Source organism: Streptococcus sp. SM3 (genome assembly GCF_027497875.1).
In genome coordinates, this window is record NZ_JAJNSA010000018.1 from 16,414 (window position 1) to 33,510 (window position 17,097).

Genomic DNA, 17,097 nt, shown 5'->3' on the forward strand with positions numbered 1-17,097 from the left:
GATGAATATGGCTTATACAGAAGAGCAAATTGAAAACATCAAAACACGAATTTTATCAGCCTTGGAAGAAGTTATTGACCCTGAGTTGGGAATCGATATTGTCAATCTTGGTTTGATTTATGAGATTCGTTTTGACGGCGACACAGGACAAACAGAGATTGATATGACTTTGACAACTATGGGTTGTCCCCTAGCAGACCTTTTGACGGATCAGATTTATGATGCCATGACAGAGGTGCCAGAAGTAACGAATACTGAGGTTAAATTAGTCTGGTATCCAGCCTGGACTGTTGAAAAAATGAGTCGCTATGCACGCATTGCCCTAGGCATTAAGTAAACAAATAAAAGTATGTGAGAGATTATTGGAAAAGCGAGGAAATTTCCCCTCTTTTCCCTAGTCTCTCCTTTCTTTTGCTGATTTTATTCCAAGAAAATGATATAATAGTAGTTATGGAAAAAAAGAAATTACGCATCAATATGTTGAGTTCAAGTGAGAAAGTAGCTGGACAAGGAGTTTCAGGTGCCTACCGTGAATTAGTTCGTCTTCTTCACCGTGATGCCAAGGACCAATTGATTGTTACAGAAAATCTTCCAATCGAGGCAGATGTGACTCACTTTCATACAATTGATTTCCCCTATTATTTATCAACATTCCAGAAGAAACGCTCAGGAAGGAAAATTGGCTATGTGCATTTCTTGCCTGATACACTTGAGGGGAGTTTGAAAATTCCATTTTTCTTAAAGGGAATTGTGAAACGCTATGTATTTTCTTTTTACAACCGGATGGAGCACTTGGTGGTGGTCAATCCGATGTTTATCGAGGATTTGGTGGCAGCTGGTATTCCACGTGAAAAAGTGACCTATATTCCTAACTTTGTAAACAAGGAAAAATGGCATCCTCTTCCACAGGAAGAGGTAGCGAGACTGCGTACAGAGCTAGGTCTTAGTGACAATCAGTTTATCGTAGTAGGTGCTGGTCAAGTTCAGAAACGTAAAGGGATTGATGACTTTATCCGTCTGGCTGAGGAATTGCCTGAAATTACCTTTATCTGGGCGGGTGGTTTCTCTTTTGGTGGCATGACAGATGGCTATGAACGCTACAAAAAAATTATGGAAAATCCCCCTAAAAATTTGATTTTTCCAGGTATTGTATCGCCAGAGCAGATGCGTGAATTGTATGCCCTAGCGGACCTTTTCTTGTTGCCTAGTTACAATGAGCTCTTTCCTATGACTATCCTAGAAGCTGCTAGTTGTGAAGCTCCTATTATGTTGCGTGATTTAGATCTTTATAAGGTAATTTTGGAGGGAAATTATCGGGCGACAGCAGATAGAGAAGAGATGAAAGAAGCTATTCTGGAATATCAAGCGAATCCTGCTGCTTTAAAAGATTTGAAAGAAAAAGCTAAGAATATTTCTAGAGAGTATTCTGAAGAGCATCTGTTACAAATCTGGTTGGACTTTTATGAAAAACAAGCCGCTTTAGGGAGAAAGTAAAAAGTGAGGTAATCTATGCGAATTGGTTTATTTACAGATACCTATTTTCCTCAGGTTTCAGGTGTTGCGACCAGTATTCGAACCTTGAAAACAGAACTTGAAAAGCAGGGGCATGCTGTTTTTATCTTTACTACGACAGATAAGGATGTCAATCGCTACGAAGATTGGCAAATCATCCGTATTCCAAGTGTTCCTTTCTTTGCTTTTAAGGATCGCCGCTTTGCCTACCGAGGTTTTAGCAAGGCGCTTGAAATTGCTAAACAATATCAACTGGATATTATCCATACTCAGACAGAATTTTCTCTTGGCTTGTTGGGGATTTGGATTGCGCGTGAATTGAAGATTCCAGTCATCCATACCTATCACACCCAATACGAAGACTACGTGCATTATATTGCTAAGGGTATGTTGATTCGTCCTAGTATGGTCAAGTATCTGGTTAGAGGTTTCCTGCATGATGTGGATGGAGTCATTTGCCCGAGTGAGATTGTCCGAGACTTGCTATCTGACTATAAGGTTAAGGTTGAAAAACGGGTCATTCCAACTGGGATTGAATTAGCCAAGTTTGAGCGTCCAGAAATCAAGCAAGAAAATCTGGAAGAACTGCGTAGTAAACTAGGGATTCAAGATGATGAAAAGATGTTGCTTAGTCTTTCCAGAATTTCCTATGAAAAAAATATTCAAGCAGTACTAGCAGCCTTTGCAGAAGTTCTGAAAGAAGAAGACAAGGTCAAACTGGTGGTAGCTGGGGATGGTCCTTATCTGGATGACCTCAAAGAGCAAGCCCAGAAACTAGAGATTCAAGACTCCGTTATCTTTACAGGTATGATTGCTCCTAGTGAGACCGCTCTTTACTATAAGGCGGCGGATTTCTTCATCTCGGCATCGACAAGTGAAACGCAAGGTTTGACATACTTGGAAAGCTTAGCCAGTGGAACACCTGTCATTGCACATGGAAATCCTTATCTGGACAATCTGATCAGTGATAAAATGTTTGGAACCTTGTATTACGGTGAACATGATTTGGCTGGTGCTATTTTAGAGGCCCTGATTGCAACACCAGACATGAATGAGCATACTTTATCAGAGAAGTTGTACGAGATTTCAGCTGAAAACTTTGGGAAACGAGTACATGAGTTTTATCTGGATTCCATCATTTCAAATAACTTCCGGAAAGATTTAGCCAAAGATGATACGGTTAGCCAGCGTATCTTTAAGACAGTTTTGTATTTACCGCAACAGGTGGTTGCTGTGCCCGTAAAAGGCTCTAGACGAATGCTGAGGGCTTCAAAAACACAGTTGATCAGCATCAGAGATTATTGGAAAGACCATGAAGAATAGAAAGAGGAATAGCTATGAAAAAACAATTGATGAGAAGTGGTAGTGATCAAAAAATTGCTGGAGTATGTGCTGGGGTCGCAAATTATTTTGATATTGATCCGACTATTGTTCGTGTAATATGGGGTGTTCTTGCATTTTGTTATGGGGCAGGAATTGTAGCTTATATCATTTTATGGATTATTGCGCCGGTAGCAAGTGACTATTGAAAACTAGCTGAATTCATGCTAAGATAATAGAAAATAGAATGTAACGAAGGAGATAAAAATGGCATTTGGAGATAATGGAAAACGTAAAAAAACTATGTTTGAGAAATTAACCTTGCTTATCGTACTTATCATGTTAGTAGCAAGTATTTTGGGGATTTTTGCAACTGCAATTGGTGCCCTCAGTAATCTATAAAATAGATTAAAGAAAATTTTGTGACTGGGATTTCCCAGCCCTTTTTTAAAGTGAGAAGAAAAAATGAGTATGTTTTTAGATACAGCCAAGATCAAGGTCAAGGCTGGTAATGGTGGCGATGGTATGGTTGCCTTTCGCCGTGAAAAATATGTCCCTAATGGCGGTCCTTGGGGTGGTGACGGTGGTCGTGGAGGTAATGTGGTCTTCGTTGTAGACGAAGGTCTACGTACTCTCATGGATTTCCGCTACAATCGTCATTTCAAGGCTGATTCTGGTGAAAAAGGAATGACCAAAGGGATGCATGGGCGTGGTGCTGAGGATCTTAGAGTTCGAGTACCACAAGGAACGACTGTGCGTGATGCCGAGACTGGCAAGGTCTTGACAGATTTGATTGAACATGGGCAAGAATTTATCGTTGCCCACGGTGGTCGTGGTGGTCGTGGAAATATCCGCTTTGCAACACCAAAAAATCCTGCACCGGAAATATCTGAAAATGGAGAACCAGGTCAGGAACGTGAGTTACAATTGGAATTAAAAATCTTGGCAGATGTTGGTTTAGTAGGCTTCCCCTCTGTTGGGAAATCAACACTTTTAAGTGTTATCACCTCAGCTAAGCCTAAAATTGGTGCCTACCACTTTACGACAATTGTGCCAAATCTAGGAATGGTTCGTACCCAATCAGGTGAATCCTTTGCAGTAGCTGATTTACCAGGTTTGATTGAAGGAGCTAGTCAGGGAGTCGGTCTGGGAACTCAGTTCCTCCGTCACATCGAGCGTACACGTGTCATCCTTCACATCATTGATATGTCAGCTAGTGAAGGGCGTGATCCATATGAGGATTATCTTGCTATCAATAAAGAGCTAGAGTCATACAATCTCCGTTTGATGGAGCGTCCACAGATTATCGTAGCCAATAAGATGGATATGCCTGAGAGTCAGGAAAATCTTGTAGAATTCAAGAAAAAATTGGCTGAAAACTACGATGAATTTGAAGACTTACCAGCTATTTTCCCAATTTCTGGATTGACCAAGCAAGGTTTGGCTACGCTTTTGGATGCTACAGCAGAATTGTTAGATAAGACACCAGAATTCTTGCTCTATGATGAGTCTGATATGGAAGAAGAAGCTTACTATGGATTTGATGAGGAAGAAAAAGCCTTTGAAATTAGTCGTGATGACGATGCGACATGGGTGCTTTCTGGTGAAAAACTCATGAAACTCTTTAATATGACCAACTTTGATCGTGACGAATCGGTCATGAAATTTGCCCGTCAATTACGTGGTATGGGGGTTGATGAAGCCCTTCGTGCGCGTGGTGCTAAAGATGGTGACTTGGTCCGAATTGGTAAATTTGAGTTTGAGTTTGTAGACTAGGAGACTGATATGGGAGATAAACCGATATCTTTCCGAGATGCGGATGGCAACTTTGTTTCCGCCGCAGATGTTTGGAATGAAAAGAAATTGGAAGAACTATTTAATCGTCTCAATCCAAATCGTGCCCTGAGATTAGCACGAACTAAAAAAGAAAATCCATCTCAGTAAAGAATATAAAAAAATTCCGTGCCACATGAGACACGGAATTTTCTTATTCTTCAAAGAAAAATGGTGGAGCGAATTTTTTCAATTCTTCAAAGCATTTTTGAGCAGCTTCTGCATCTTCACAGATGACAAGACAAACATCATCCCCACAGAGGCTAGCAATAGCGTCAGGGAAGCTTAAGGCATCAATAATAGAACCAAAGGATTGAGCAAGTCCAGGAAGGGTTTTTAGTAGGACTTGGTGTTGAACTGGGCGCATCAAGACAAGAGCATCTTCCATGTAAATTTCGAGACGTTTTTCCCATTTTGAGATAGAACCTGTATTGAGCACGTAGTAAGAGTTGTCTTCTTCTCGTACTTTTGAAAGGTTCATGCTTTTAATATCTCTTGAAAGTGTAGCTTGTGTAACTTGAATATCATTATCGGCAAGAAGAGCTTGTAGCTCAGCTTGAGTATGAATCTTGTTTTTTGTTACAAGAGCTCGTATGAGTTGGTGTCGGTGTTCAGATTTATTCATAAAATGTTACTCCTTGTACCAGGTACAGAAAGCGTGGACTGAACGAAATCGTCAGTCGGGTGGTAAGCGGTATTGTCACGTATGATGATTTTAAAGTCAGTAGTATAAAGAACTATACGGAGAAAATCTCCATCTTTTAACTTGTCACTAGTTGGGTGGAGATGAATAGGATATCTATCCGTTTATCTACATTGGTGTCCCCCTACTAACAGTAAATCATTCAATTAGGGTAGCCTTTTGTCACGACTTGTTGTGAATTTACGATTAATGTTAATTCACAGAGATTTTCCAACATGTGGTGTGGTAGCGAGTATTATTAATGAGTATACATGTTGGTTAGGGTCTTAGTATCTTTTGTCCAAGCTCCCGTGTAGACTTATCATAAGCCTATATCGGGATTGCATTTGATACCAAGTTTATGTTTGTTTCAACTGTTTAAGTGGAAATCTTCCATTTTGAAAGTCTGATATCATACCTTTTGACAAGGTAAGAGAAGTGTAGACTGTTCAAGATCGACAGTCAGGTGGTAAGCGGTGTTGTCACGGATGGTGATTTCAAAGTCAGTAGTATAGAGGACTAAACGGAGAGTGTCTCCTTCTTTTAACTTGTAAATAGTCGGTTGCAGTTCAAACTGGATATCCATCCATTCATCTGCAGTAATATCCTCTACTAACAGTAAATCATTTCTATTTTGCAAATTGAGGTAGCCTTTTGTCACGACGCGATGTGTATTTTCACGAAAAGGCAATTCGTTGAGATTTTCCAACATGTGGTAGCGTCCATTATCAATGGTTCTAGCACCTAAAACAGCTGGATAAGGTTGCAGGTATTTCTTCTGTCCAAATTCTAGCAGTTGGGCAGATAAGAGCCCCTTATTTGTACTAGATTTGATACGAAGATTGAGTTGGGCACGACCGTTCAAGTGAAGATCTTTGGTTACAGGAAGGTCAATAGTAATCTGATTGGTTTTCCCTTGATAGAGTTCTGTATTGAAGGTCTGGTAGGTCTTACCATAGCGCTCAAAATCCTTATCTGGGTACTGGTTTTGAATGACTTTCTCTTCTTGACCAAGTGAGAAGGTTTCAAAGTTTTCTTGCCCACCGAAGGTATCAAGTGATAGCCAAGTCTGAGGGGCTGTATTGTCCTGCCAAATGACAGTAGGAAGTTGGAAATCTGTATCTTGTCCCAGTAATTTCTTTGTCAATAAGGCGTTCATGGACTCACGGAAGTCAATGGACTGCCAGTTGTTCATGTACACATGGGCGCCATTATGGAAAAAGAGGTGCTTATTTATATGAGTAGGAAGAGCATGGAACATCTGATAAACATGAAGTGGTTTGACATTCCAATCCTGTGAACCATGGGTAAAGACAACCTCTGCCTTTACTTTATCAGCATTGAGCAGATAGTTGCGGTCATGCCAAAATTGATTGTAGTCACCAGATTTGCGATCTAACTGCTCTTTTACTTTTTCTAAGTCAGCTTGGTGAGCCTCATTACCACGGATATAGTCGCCGGCCAAGAGATTGCGAGAGTAGGTCAGTTCAGCAAGGGAATCAAAGTCCTCACCTGGGTAACCACCTGGGCTAGTTACCAGACCGTTTTCACGGTAGTAGTTGTACCAAGAAGAAATACCAGCCTCGGCAATGATAACCTCTAAACCATCTACACCTGTAGTCGAAAGACCATTGGACATGGTACCTAGATAAGAAAGTCCAGTTGTGGCTACTTTTCCGTTTGACCAGTCAGCCTTGACTTGACGCTGGCGCGTGTGGTCAGTAAAGGCACGGCAACGACCATTAAGCCAATCGATGACATTTTTATAAGCCTCGATTTGCTGGTAGTCTCCATTAGTCATGAAACCTGTGGAGTCTTTGGTACCAACACCAGAGACATAGAGATTAGCAAAGCCTCGTGGAAGGAAGTAGTCGTTGAGAGTATAGCTAGCGTTGATGTGCGTTAGCTTTTCCTCGGCTTCTGATACAAGCTCAGCTTGACCTTGGGGTTGGACGAGATTGAGTTGAAGTTCTTTAAGCTCAATCTTGTGAGTAGGTTTGACCTCAAGCTCACCCTCCATCTTGTAGAGAGCCTTATCACTAGCCTTGTCATTGGTTCCCTGATGGTAGGGACTCGCTGTCATGATAGCAGGGATTTGCCCATCATAACGAGGACGAATAATGCTGACCTTGACTAGGTCTGGTAGACCTTTTTGGTCAGTATCGACACGAGACTCAACGTAAACGACTTCTCGAATGGCATCATGGCTAGAAAAAGTAGCCAAACTCTTGCCGTTAAAGTAGTGATAGTCATTATCCTCAGGAATAAGACCGTCGCTGACAAGTTGGTCGATAAGAGTGTTCCCCTTTTTAGTGCGAGTATTGAGTAACTGATAGAGATTTTCAATCAAGTCACCATATACAATGGGAAAACCAGTCTCTTTGCGAAAAGCTTCGCCGTCTTCAAAGTCAATCAAATAAGAAAATCCTAAAAGTTGAAAAGCCACAGTATAGAAAATATCTGCAGTCAACTCTTTATCTGATTGAAAAAATGTCAATAAGTCAGTTTCTTTATCAACTGCTAAACTGGATAGAGGATAGGAGCTGTTTTTAAAATTAAAAAAGAAACGAATAAGAAACGCTTCAAGCATTTGTTTATTTGTAATGTTGACTGGTAAATCAAATCCATACTTTTTTAATTCAAAGATAATTGTATCTCTAGGTAGTGCTAAATAGCTGAATTGATTAAAACGCATAAGACCTCCTATTTATGAAATATATTACATTTATTATATCAAAAAATAGAGAGAAAAGAAACTATAAAAATCAACAGAAATTATAATAAATAAAAATGAGTATTTATGAAATAAACATGTAAAATGATAAGCCTAAATACAAAAATATTAGTGATACTGTTAAAAATCGTGCAAGGATTGTCTAGTCAACTATGATTTGAGCTATTAGATATTAAAGCATCAGTAATAGTAATAGAAATTTTAAGAAAATGGTATAATATAGTGAGAACGATAGAGGAGAAGTGTAAATTGATCGCACAACTAGATACAAAAACAGTCTATAGTTTTATGGAGAGTGTCATTTCGATTGACAAGTATGTGAGAGCAGCAAAAGACTATGGCTACACTCATCTGGCTATGATGGATATTGACAATCTTTACGGGGCTTTCGATTTTCTAGAGGTTACAAAAAAATACGGCATTCATCCTTTGTTAGGGCTTGAAATGAATGTGCTTGTAGATGATAAGGATGTGAATTTGCGCTTTCTAGCTCTATCTAGTGTAGGCTATCAGCAGTTGATGAAGCTTTCAACAGCCAAGATGCAGGGGGAGAAAAGTTGGTCAGTTCTATCTCAGTATCTAGAGGATATTGCGGTAATTGTGCCTTATTTTGAAGAGCTTGAGTTGTTAAATCTAGGCTGTGATTACTATATAGGGGTTTACCCGGAAACACTAGCAAGCGAATTTCACCATCCTATTTTGCCATTGTATCGGGTCAATACATTTGAAAGTAAGGATAGAGAGGTTCTTCAAGTATTAACAGCGATTAAAGAAAATCTACCGCTCAGAGAAGTTCCTTTGCGTTCGAGACAAGATGTTTTTATATCAGCAAGTTCTTTAGAGAAACTATTCCAAGAACGTTTTCCTCAAGCCTTGGAAAACTTGGAAAAGCTTATTTCAGGTATCTCTTATGACTTGGATACTAGTCTGAAACTGCCTCGTTTTAATCCAGCAAGGCCAGCAGTAGAAGAATTGAGAGAACGTGCTGAATTGGGGCTTGCTCAGAAGGGGTTAACTGGTAAAGAATATCAAGACCGTCTAGACCAAGAATTGGCTGTTATTCATGATATGGGTTTTGATGATTATTTCTTGGTTGTCTGGGATTTGTTGCATTTTGGACGTTCGAATGGCTATTATATGGGAATGGGACGAGGTTCCGCAGTTGGTAGCTTGGTTTCCTATGCTTTAGACATTACAGGGATTGACCCTGTGGAGAAGGATCTCATTTTTGAACGCTTCCTCAATCGAGAACGCTATACCATGCCTGATATTGATATTGATATTCCTGATATTTATCGTCCAGATTTTATCAGATATGTTGGTAATAAATATGGTAGTAAACATGCGGCTCAAATCGTTACTTTTTCTACCTTTGGGGCTAAGCAAGCTCTGCGAGATGTTTTGAAGCGCTTTGGTGTGCCAGAGTATGAATTATCTGCAATTACCAAGAAAATTAGTTTTCGTGATAATCTCAAGTCGGCTTATGATGGTAACATCCAGTTTCGTCAGCAAATCAATAGTAAGTTAGAATACCAAAAAGCCTTTGAAATTGCCTGCAAGATTGAGGGCTATCCAAGACAAACCTCTGTCCATGCGGCTGGTGTTGTAATCAGTGACCAAGATTTGACCAATTACATCCCTCTAAAACATGGTGACGAAATTCCGCTGACTCAGTATGATGCTCATGGAGTTGAATCTAGCGGACTTTTGAAGATGGATTTTCTGGGACTGCGAAATTTGACCTTTGTCCAGAAGATGCAAGAATTGCTTGCTGAATCAGAAGGTATTCACCTTAAAATTGAAGAAATCGATTTGGAAGACAAAGAAACTCTATCTCTTTTTGCTGCTGGAAATACAAAAGGTATCTTTCAATTTGAGCAACCTGGTGCTATTCGCTTGCTCAAACGTGTGCAACCAGTCTGTTTTGAAGATGTCGTAGCAACTACTTCTCTAAATCGACCAGGTGCCAGTGACTACATCAATAATTTTGTGGCAAGAAAGCATGGGCAGGAAGAAGTGACTGTTCTGGATCCAGTACTGGAGGATATTTTGGCTCCAACTTATGGCATTATGCTCTATCAGGAGCAGGTTATGCAGGTTGCTCAGCGATTTGCTGGATTTAGTCTTGGGAAGGCCGATATTTTGCGTCGAGCTATGGGTAAAAAGGATGCCTCTGCCATGCATGAGATGAGGGCTTCCTTTATTCAGGGAGCATTAGAAGCTGGACATACTGCGGAAAAGGCAGAGCAGGTCTTTGATGTCATGGAGAAGTTTGCAGGTTATGGATTTAACCGATCTCACGCCTATGCATACTCAGCCTTGGCCTTCCAGTTGGCTTATTTCAAAACGCATTATCCAGCCATTTTTTATCAGGTCATGTTGAATTCTGCCAACAGTGATTACTTAACAGATGCCCTAGAAGCAGGCTTTGAAGTGGCGCCTCTGTCCATCAACACCATTCCCTATCACGATAAAATTGCCAACAAGGCCATCTATCTAGGATTGAAATCGATTAAAGGAGTCAGCAAAGATTTGGCTCTATGGATTATTGAAAATAGACCCTATTCTAACATTGAAGATTTTATAGCTAAATTACCTGAAAATTATCTGAAACTTCCTCTGCTAGAACCTTTGGTAAAAGTTGGTCTTTTCGATTCATTTGAAAAAAATCGTCAAAAAGTATTTAATAATTTAGCTAATCTATTTGAATTTGTGAAAGAGTTAGGAAGCTTGTTTGGTGATACAATTTATAGCTGGCAGGAATCGGAAGATTGGACAGAACAAGAAAAATTCTACATGGAACAAGAGCTCCTAGGAGTAGGAGTGAGCAAACATCCTCTACAAGCTATTGCAAGTAAGGCTATCTACCCAATTACACCAATCGGAAATTTGTCAGAAAATAGTCACGCCATTATATTGGTTGAAATTCAGAAAATAAAAGTGATTCGGACCAAAAAGGGTGAAAACATGGCATTCTTACAGGTAGATGATAGTAAGAAAAAATTGGATGTTACCCTCTTCTCAGACTTATATCGACAGATTGGGCAGGAATTGAAAGAAGGAGCTTTCTACTATATAAGAGGAAAAATTCAGTTACGAGATGGCCGTCTGCAAATGATTGCACAAGAAATAAGAGCAGCAGTGGCTGAACGCTTTTGGATACAGGTAAAAAATCATGAATCGGATCAAGAAATTTCGAGAATTTTAGACCAGTATAAAGGCCCATTCCCAGTTATCATCAGGTATGAAGAGGAACAGAGAACGATTGTTTCTCCCCATCATTTTGTGACTAAATCCACTGAATTAGAAGAGAAATTAGGTGGAATCGTTATGAAAACGATTTATCGCTAAAATTACGGAAAATAGAAGAATTTTCCATTTAAATGTGATATAATCAGTAAGAATGTTAAAAGAAAAAGGAGCATAACCAATATGAAACGTATTGCTGTTTTGACTAGTGGTGGAGACGCCCCTGGTATGAACGCTGCTATCCGTGCAGTTGTTCGTCAAGCAATTTCAGAAGGAATGGAAGTATTTGGTATCTATGATGGATATGCTGGTATGGTTGCTGGTGAAATTCATCCCCTAGATGCGGCTTCAGTAGGAGACATCATTTCTCGTGGTGGTACTTTCCTTCACTCTGCTCGTTACCCAGAGTTCGCTCAACTTGAAGGGCAACTTAAAGGGATTGAGCAATTGAAAAAACACGGAATTGAAGGTGTAGTTGTTATCGGTGGTGACGGATCTTACCACGGTGCTATGCGTTTGACTGAACATGGATTCCCAGCTATCGGTCTTCCTGGTACAATCGATAACGATATTGTTGGTACTGACTTCACAATCGGTTTTGACACAGCGGTTACTACTGCTATGGATGCTATCGATAAGATTCGTGATACATCATCAAGTCACCGTCGTACATTTGTTATCGAAGTTATGGGACGTAACGCAGGTGATATCGCTCTTTGGGCTGGTATTGCAACTGGTGCTGATGAAATCATCATTCCTGAAGAAGGATTCAAGATTGAAGATATCGTAGAAAGCATTAAATGTGGATACGAGTGTGGTAAAAAACACAATATCATCGTCTTGGCAGAAGGTGTGATGTCAGCAGCTGAATTTGGTCAAAAACTTAAAGAAGCTGGAGATACAAGCGACCTTCGTGTGACAGAACTTGGACATATTCAACGTGGAGGTTCTCCAACTGCGCGTGACCGTGTTTTGGCATCACGTATGGGTGCACATGCCGTTAAACTTCTTAAAGAAGGTATCGGTGGTGTTGCGGTTGGTATCCGTAACGAGAAAATGGTTGAAAACCCAATTCTTGGAACTGCAGAAGAAGGAGCATTGTTTAGCCTTACTGCAGATGGTAAGATTGTGGTTAACAACCCACATAAAGCTGACCTTGAGCTATCTAGCTTGAATAAGAGCTTGTCATAATTTATAATTTAGTTAATAAGACCAAAAAGGTCATATATAAAGGAGTCACAAAAATCATGAACAAACGTGTAAAAATCGTTGCAACTTTGGGACCTGCGGTTGAAATCCGTGGTGGTAAAAAATTCGGTGATGACGGATACTGGGGTGAAAAACTTGATGTTGAAGCTTCAGCTAAAAACATTGCTAAATTGATCGAAGCTGGTGCTAACACATTCCGTTTCAACTTCTCACACGGTGACCACCAAGAGCAAGGTGACCGTATGGCAACTGTTAAACTTGCTGAAAAACTTGCAGGTAAAAAAGTTGGTTTCCTTCTTGATACAAAAGGACCAGAAATCCGTACTGAATTGTTTGAAGGAGATGCAAAAGAGTACTCTTACACAACTGGTGAAAAAATCCGTGTTGCTACTAAACAAGGAATCAAATCAACTCGTGATGTGATCGCATTGAACGTTGCTGGTGCTCTTGACATCTATGATGATGTTGAAGTTGGTCGTCAAGTTTTGGTTGACGATGGTAAACTTGGTCTTCGTGTGGTTGCTAAAGATGATGCAACTCGTGAGTTTGAAGTTGAAGTTGAAAACGATGGTGTAATTGCTAAACAAAAAGGTGTTAACATCCCTAACACTAAAATTCCTTTCCCAGCTCTTGCTGAACGTGATAACGACGATATCCGCTTTGGTCTTGAACAAGGAATTAACTTCATCGCGATTTCATTCGTACGTACTGCAAAAGACGTGAACGAAGTTCGTGCAATCTGTAAAGAAACTGGAAATGGACACGTTCAATTGTTCGCTAAAATCGAAAACCAACAAGGTATCGACAACTTGGATGAAATCATCGAAGCTGCTGATGGTATCATGATCGCTCGTGGTGACATGGGTATCGAAGTACCATTCGAAATGGTTCCAGTTTACCAAAAAATGATTATCAAGAAAGTCAATGCTGCAGGTAAAGTTGTTATCACAGCAACAAACATGCTTGAAACAATGACTGAAAAACCACGTGCAACTCGTTCAGAAGTATCAGACGTATTCAACGCTGTTATCGACGGTACTGATGCTACAATGCTTTCAGGTGAGTCTGCAAACGGTAAATACCCACTTGAGTCAGTAACTACAATGGCTACAATCGACAAGAACGCTCAGACTCTTCTTAACGAATACGGTCGTTTGAACTCAGATTCATTTGAACGTAACTCTAAGACAGAAGTAATGGCTTCAGCTGTTAAAGATGCTACTAACTCAATGGACATTAAATTGGTTGTAACTCTTACTAAGACAGGTCACACTGCACGTTTGATCTCTAAATACCGTCCAAATGCTGACATCTTGGCATTGACATTCGACGAATTGACAGAACGTGGATTGATGTTGAACTGGGGTGTTATCCCAATGTTGACAGATGCTCCATCATCAACTGATGATATGTTCGAAATTGCTGAACGTAAAGCAGTTGAAGCAGGTCTTGTACAATCTGGTGACGATATCGTTATCGTAGCTGGTGTACCAGTTGGAGAAGCTGTACGTACAAACACAATGCGTATCCGTACAGTACGTTAATTAATAGAAAATAGCCTATTATATCAAGCTTATTGCTTGTGTGATAGGTCTTTTTTTATACCAAGGGGCAAATAGGGGGCATAACGTTGTAAGAAACTCAATTACCAATAAATACGATTCAGCTAATATAATTGAAAATGATGGAAAAAAGGGTGAATTTATGATATACTTTAATGTAGGACCTTTTTAGAAATTTTGAAAGAGTATAAAAAATTTAGAATGAGAAAAATTGTTATCAATGGTGGATTGCCCTTGCAAGGTGAAATCACTATTAGCGGTGCTAAAAATAGCGTTGTAGCATTAATTCCAGCTATTATTTTAGCAGACGATATTGTAACTTTGGATTGTGTTCCAGATATTTCTGATGTGGCAAGTCTTGTCGAAATTATGGAATTGATGGGCGCTACCGTTAAGCGTTATGACGATGTGTTAGAGATTGATCCAAGAGGTGTTCAAAATATTCCAATGCCTTATGGGAAAATCAATAGTCTTCGTGCATCTTATTATTTTTATGGAAGTCTTTTAGGTCGTTTTGGTGAAGCCACTGTCGGTTTACCTGGTGGATGTGATTTGGGACCTCGCCCTATTGACTTACACCTTAAGGCTTTTGAAGCTATGGGAGCAACTGTTAGCTACGAGGGAGATAACATGAAGTTATCTGCCAAAGATACAGGACTTCACGGCGCAAGTATCTACATGGATACGGTTAGTGTGGGTGCGACGATTAATACGATGATTGCTGCGGTTAAAGCAAATGGTCGTACTATTATTGAAAATGCAGCCCGTGAACCTGAGATTATTGACGTTGCTACTCTCTTGAATAATATGGGAGCCCATATCCGTGGTGCTGGAACCAATATCATCATTATTGATGGTGTTGACAGATTACATGGAACGCGTCATCAGGTGATTCCAGACCGTATTGAAGCAGGAACATATATTTCCTTAGCTGCTGCAGTCGGTAAGGGAATTCGTATTAATAATGTATTATACGAACACTTAGAAGGATTCATCGCTAAGTTGGAAGAAATGGGAGTTCGAATGACTGTATCTGAAGACAGTATTTTTGTTGAAGAACAGTCTAATTTGAAAGCAATCAATATTAAGACAGCTCCTTATCCTGGTTTTGCTACTGACTTGCAACAACCAATTACTCCTCTCTTGTTAACAGCAGAGGGGCGTGGAACCATTATTGATACCATTTATGAGAAACGTGTAAACCATGTTTTTGAACTAGCAAAGATGAACGCAGATATTACGACTACAAACGACCATATTTTATATACTGGTGGACGTGGTTTGCGCGGTGCGAATGTAAAAGCTACTGACCTTAGAGCTGGGGCCGCACTTGTCATTGCTGGTTTAATGGCTGAAGGCAAAACTGAAATTACGAATATTGAGTTCATCTTACGTGGATATTCAGATATTATTGAAAAATTACGTAATCTAGGAGCGGATATTACACTTGTTGAAGAATAAACCGTAGAGGTGTTTATGAATATTTGGACCAAATTAGCAATGTTTTCTTTTTTTGAAACGGATCGCTTGTATTTGCGTCCTTTCTTTTTTAGTGATAGTAAGGACTTCCATGAGATAGCTTCAAATCCAGAAAATTTACAATTCATTTTTCCAAGTCAAGCTAGTTTGGAAGAGAGTCAATATGCACTGGCCAATTATTTTATGAAGTCTCCTTTAGGTGTATGGGCTATTTGTGACAAGAAAACAGAAAAAATGATTGGTTCAATTAAGTTTGAAAAGCTAGATGAAATAAAAAAAGAAGCAGAACTTGGTTATTTTTTAAGAAGAGATTCATGGTCTAAAGGTTTCATGACAGAAGTTGTTAAAAAACTTTGTCAGCTTTCTTTTGAGGAACTTGGTTTAAAACAATTATCCATTATTACCCACCTTGAAAATGAAGCTAGCCAACGGGTTGCTCTTAAGTCTGGATTTCGTTTGTTCCGTCAGTTTAAAGGAAGTGATCGCTATACAAGGAAAATGCGAGATTATCTTGAGTTTCGCTTTGTAAAGGGAGAAATTAATGAGTAAACACCAAGAAATTCTAAGTTATTTGGAAGAATTACCTGTTGGTAAAAGAGTCAGTGTTCGAAGCATTTCCAACCATCTAGGAGTCAGTGATGGAACGGCTTATCGGGCTATTAAAGAAGCTGAAAACCGTGGAATTGTAGAGACTCGCCCAAGAAGTGGTACTATCCGTGTTAAATCTCAGAAAGTTGCTATAGAGAGATTAACTTTTGCTGAAATTGCTGAAGTGACCTCTTCTGAGGTTCTGGCTGGACAAGAAGGTTTAGAGAGAGAATTTAATAAGTTTTCAATCGGTGCCATGACTGAGCAAAATATTTTATCTTACCTTCATGATGGGGGACTCTTGATTGTTGGTGACCGGACTCGTATTCAATTATTAGCGCTGGAAAATGAAAATGCAGTTCTGGTTACAGGTGGATTTCAGGTTCATGATGATGTGCTTAAACTGGCCAATCAAAAAGGGATTCCTGTTCTGAGAAGCAAGAATGACACTTTTACCATTGCGACTATGATCAATAAAGCCCTGTCAAATGTACAAATCAAGACTGATATTCTGACAGTTGAGAAACTTTATCGCCCGAGTCATGAGTATGGTTTTCTGAGAGAGACCGACACCGTTAAAGATTATTTGGACTTAGTTCGTAAGAATCGTAGCAGTCGTTTCCCTGTTATCAATCAACATCAGGTTGTTGTTGGGGTTGTCACTATGAGAGATGCGGGTGATAAGTCACCAAGTACTACAATTGATAAGGTCATGTCTCGTAGTCTGTTTTTAGTTGGATTATCGACAAATATTGCCAATGTGAGTCAACGGATGATTGCTGAAGACTTTGAAATGGTACCGGTTGTTCGAAATAATCAAACCTTGCTTGGGGTTGTAACCAGACGAGATGTCATGGCGAAGATGAGTCGTTCCCAAGTTTCTGCTCTACCAACTTTTTCTGAGCAGATTGGTCAAAAACTTTCTTATC

The 17,097-nt window shown here is 39.7% G+C and carries 15 protein-coding genes; 13 read left to right on the forward strand and 2 right to left on the reverse strand.

Features of this window, described 5'->3' with window-relative positions:
- The first annotated feature begins 7 nt into the window (after window positions 1–7).
- The 7 genes from PAN06_RS04795 (at window position 8) to PAN06_RS04825 (ending at window position 4,776) form a co-directional block, all read left to right on the forward strand.
- The gene (locus tag PAN06_RS04795; RefSeq protein ID WP_125456480.1) at window positions 8–337 is read left to right on the forward strand and encodes a metal-sulfur cluster assembly factor; all 330 of its coding nucleotides are present in this window, start codon (window positions 8–10) and stop codon (window positions 335–337) included.
- Between the two features lie 113 nt (window positions 338–450).
- Window positions 451–1,494 (forward strand): alpha-galactosylglucosyldiacylglycerol synthase, encoded by a 1,044-nt coding sequence (gene cpoA / locus PAN06_RS04800; protein ID WP_265495383.1) that lies wholly within the window; start codon window positions 451–453, stop codon window positions 1,492–1,494.
- Window positions 1,495–1,509: 15 nt separating this feature from the next.
- Window positions 1,510–2,835 carry a glycosyltransferase family 4 protein gene (locus tag PAN06_RS04805; protein ID WP_269795738.1) on the forward strand — a complete coding sequence of 442 codons (1,326 nt, stop codon included), beginning with the start codon at window positions 1,510–1,512 and terminating at the stop codon, window positions 2,833–2,835.
- A 14-nt stretch (window positions 2,836–2,849) separates the two neighbouring features.
- Complete coding sequence (locus PAN06_RS04810) at window positions 2,850–3,041, forward strand: PspC domain-containing protein (protein ID WP_000744434.1); 192 nt, start codon at window positions 2,850–2,852, stop codon at window positions 3,039–3,041.
- 58 nt (window positions 3,042–3,099) lie between these two features.
- Window positions 3,100–3,234: a DUF4044 domain-containing protein gene (locus PAN06_RS04815; RefSeq protein ID WP_000863852.1), complete on the forward strand. Its 135-nt coding sequence runs from the start codon at window positions 3,100–3,102 to the stop codon at window positions 3,232–3,234.
- A gap of 63 nt (window positions 3,235–3,297) precedes the next feature.
- Window positions 3,298–4,608 (forward strand): GTPase ObgE, encoded by a 1,311-nt coding sequence (gene obgE, locus PAN06_RS04820; protein WP_269795739.1) that lies wholly within the window; start codon window positions 3,298–3,300, stop codon window positions 4,606–4,608.
- Between the two features lie 9 nt (window positions 4,609–4,617).
- Entirely contained in the window at window positions 4,618–4,776 is a 159-nt protein-coding gene (locus tag PAN06_RS04825) for a hypothetical protein (RefSeq protein ID WP_001808548.1), read from the forward strand.
- 43 nt (window positions 4,777–4,819) lie between these two features.
- Here the strand turns inward: PAN06_RS04825 and PAN06_RS04830 are convergent, their stop codons facing one another.
- Window positions 4,820–5,290 (reverse strand): arginine repressor, encoded by a 471-nt coding sequence (locus PAN06_RS04830; RefSeq protein WP_001043024.1) that lies wholly within the window; start codon window positions 5,288–5,290, stop codon window positions 4,820–4,822.
- 469 nt (window positions 5,291–5,759) lie between these two features.
- Window positions 5,760–8,042 (reverse strand): Xaa-Pro dipeptidyl-peptidase, encoded by a 2,283-nt coding sequence (locus PAN06_RS04835; RefSeq protein ID WP_004259598.1) that lies wholly within the window; start codon window positions 8,040–8,042, stop codon window positions 5,760–5,762.
- A 288-nt stretch (window positions 8,043–8,330) separates the two neighbouring features.
- Here PAN06_RS04835 and PAN06_RS04840 point away from each other — a divergent pair, with 288 nt between their 5' ends.
- The 6 genes from PAN06_RS04840 to PAN06_RS04865 all read left to right on the forward strand — a co-directional run.
- Window positions 8,331–11,432, forward strand: a complete 3,102-nt coding sequence (locus PAN06_RS04840) for a DNA polymerase III subunit alpha (protein ID WP_185776091.1) — start codon at window positions 8,331–8,333, stop codon at window positions 11,430–11,432.
- A gap of 81 nt (window positions 11,433–11,513) precedes the next feature.
- On the forward strand, window positions 11,514–12,521 hold the full coding sequence (pfkA, locus tag PAN06_RS04845; RefSeq protein ID WP_000820863.1) for a 6-phosphofructokinase: 1,008 nt from the start codon (window positions 11,514–11,516) through the stop codon (window positions 12,519–12,521).
- A gap of 56 nt (window positions 12,522–12,577) precedes the next feature.
- Window positions 12,578–14,083, forward strand: a complete 1,506-nt coding sequence (pyk, locus tag PAN06_RS04850; RefSeq protein WP_004259601.1) for a pyruvate kinase — start codon at window positions 12,578–12,580, stop codon at window positions 14,081–14,083.
- 219 nt (window positions 14,084–14,302) lie between these two features.
- The gene (locus PAN06_RS04855) at window positions 14,303–15,562 is read left to right on the forward strand and encodes a UDP-N-acetylglucosamine 1-carboxyvinyltransferase (RefSeq protein WP_269795740.1); all 1,260 of its coding nucleotides are present in this window, start codon (window positions 14,303–14,305) and stop codon (window positions 15,560–15,562) included.
- A gap of 15 nt (window positions 15,563–15,577) precedes the next feature.
- Window positions 15,578–16,129, forward strand: a complete 552-nt coding sequence (locus PAN06_RS04860) for a GNAT family N-acetyltransferase (RefSeq protein WP_120770142.1) — start codon at window positions 15,578–15,580, stop codon at window positions 16,127–16,129.
- Window positions 16,122–17,097 (forward strand): DRTGG domain-containing protein (locus tag PAN06_RS04865; protein WP_269795741.1); only part of this gene is annotated, 976 nt, incomplete at its 3' end. The genes PAN06_RS04860 and PAN06_RS04865, both read left to right, overlap by 8 nt.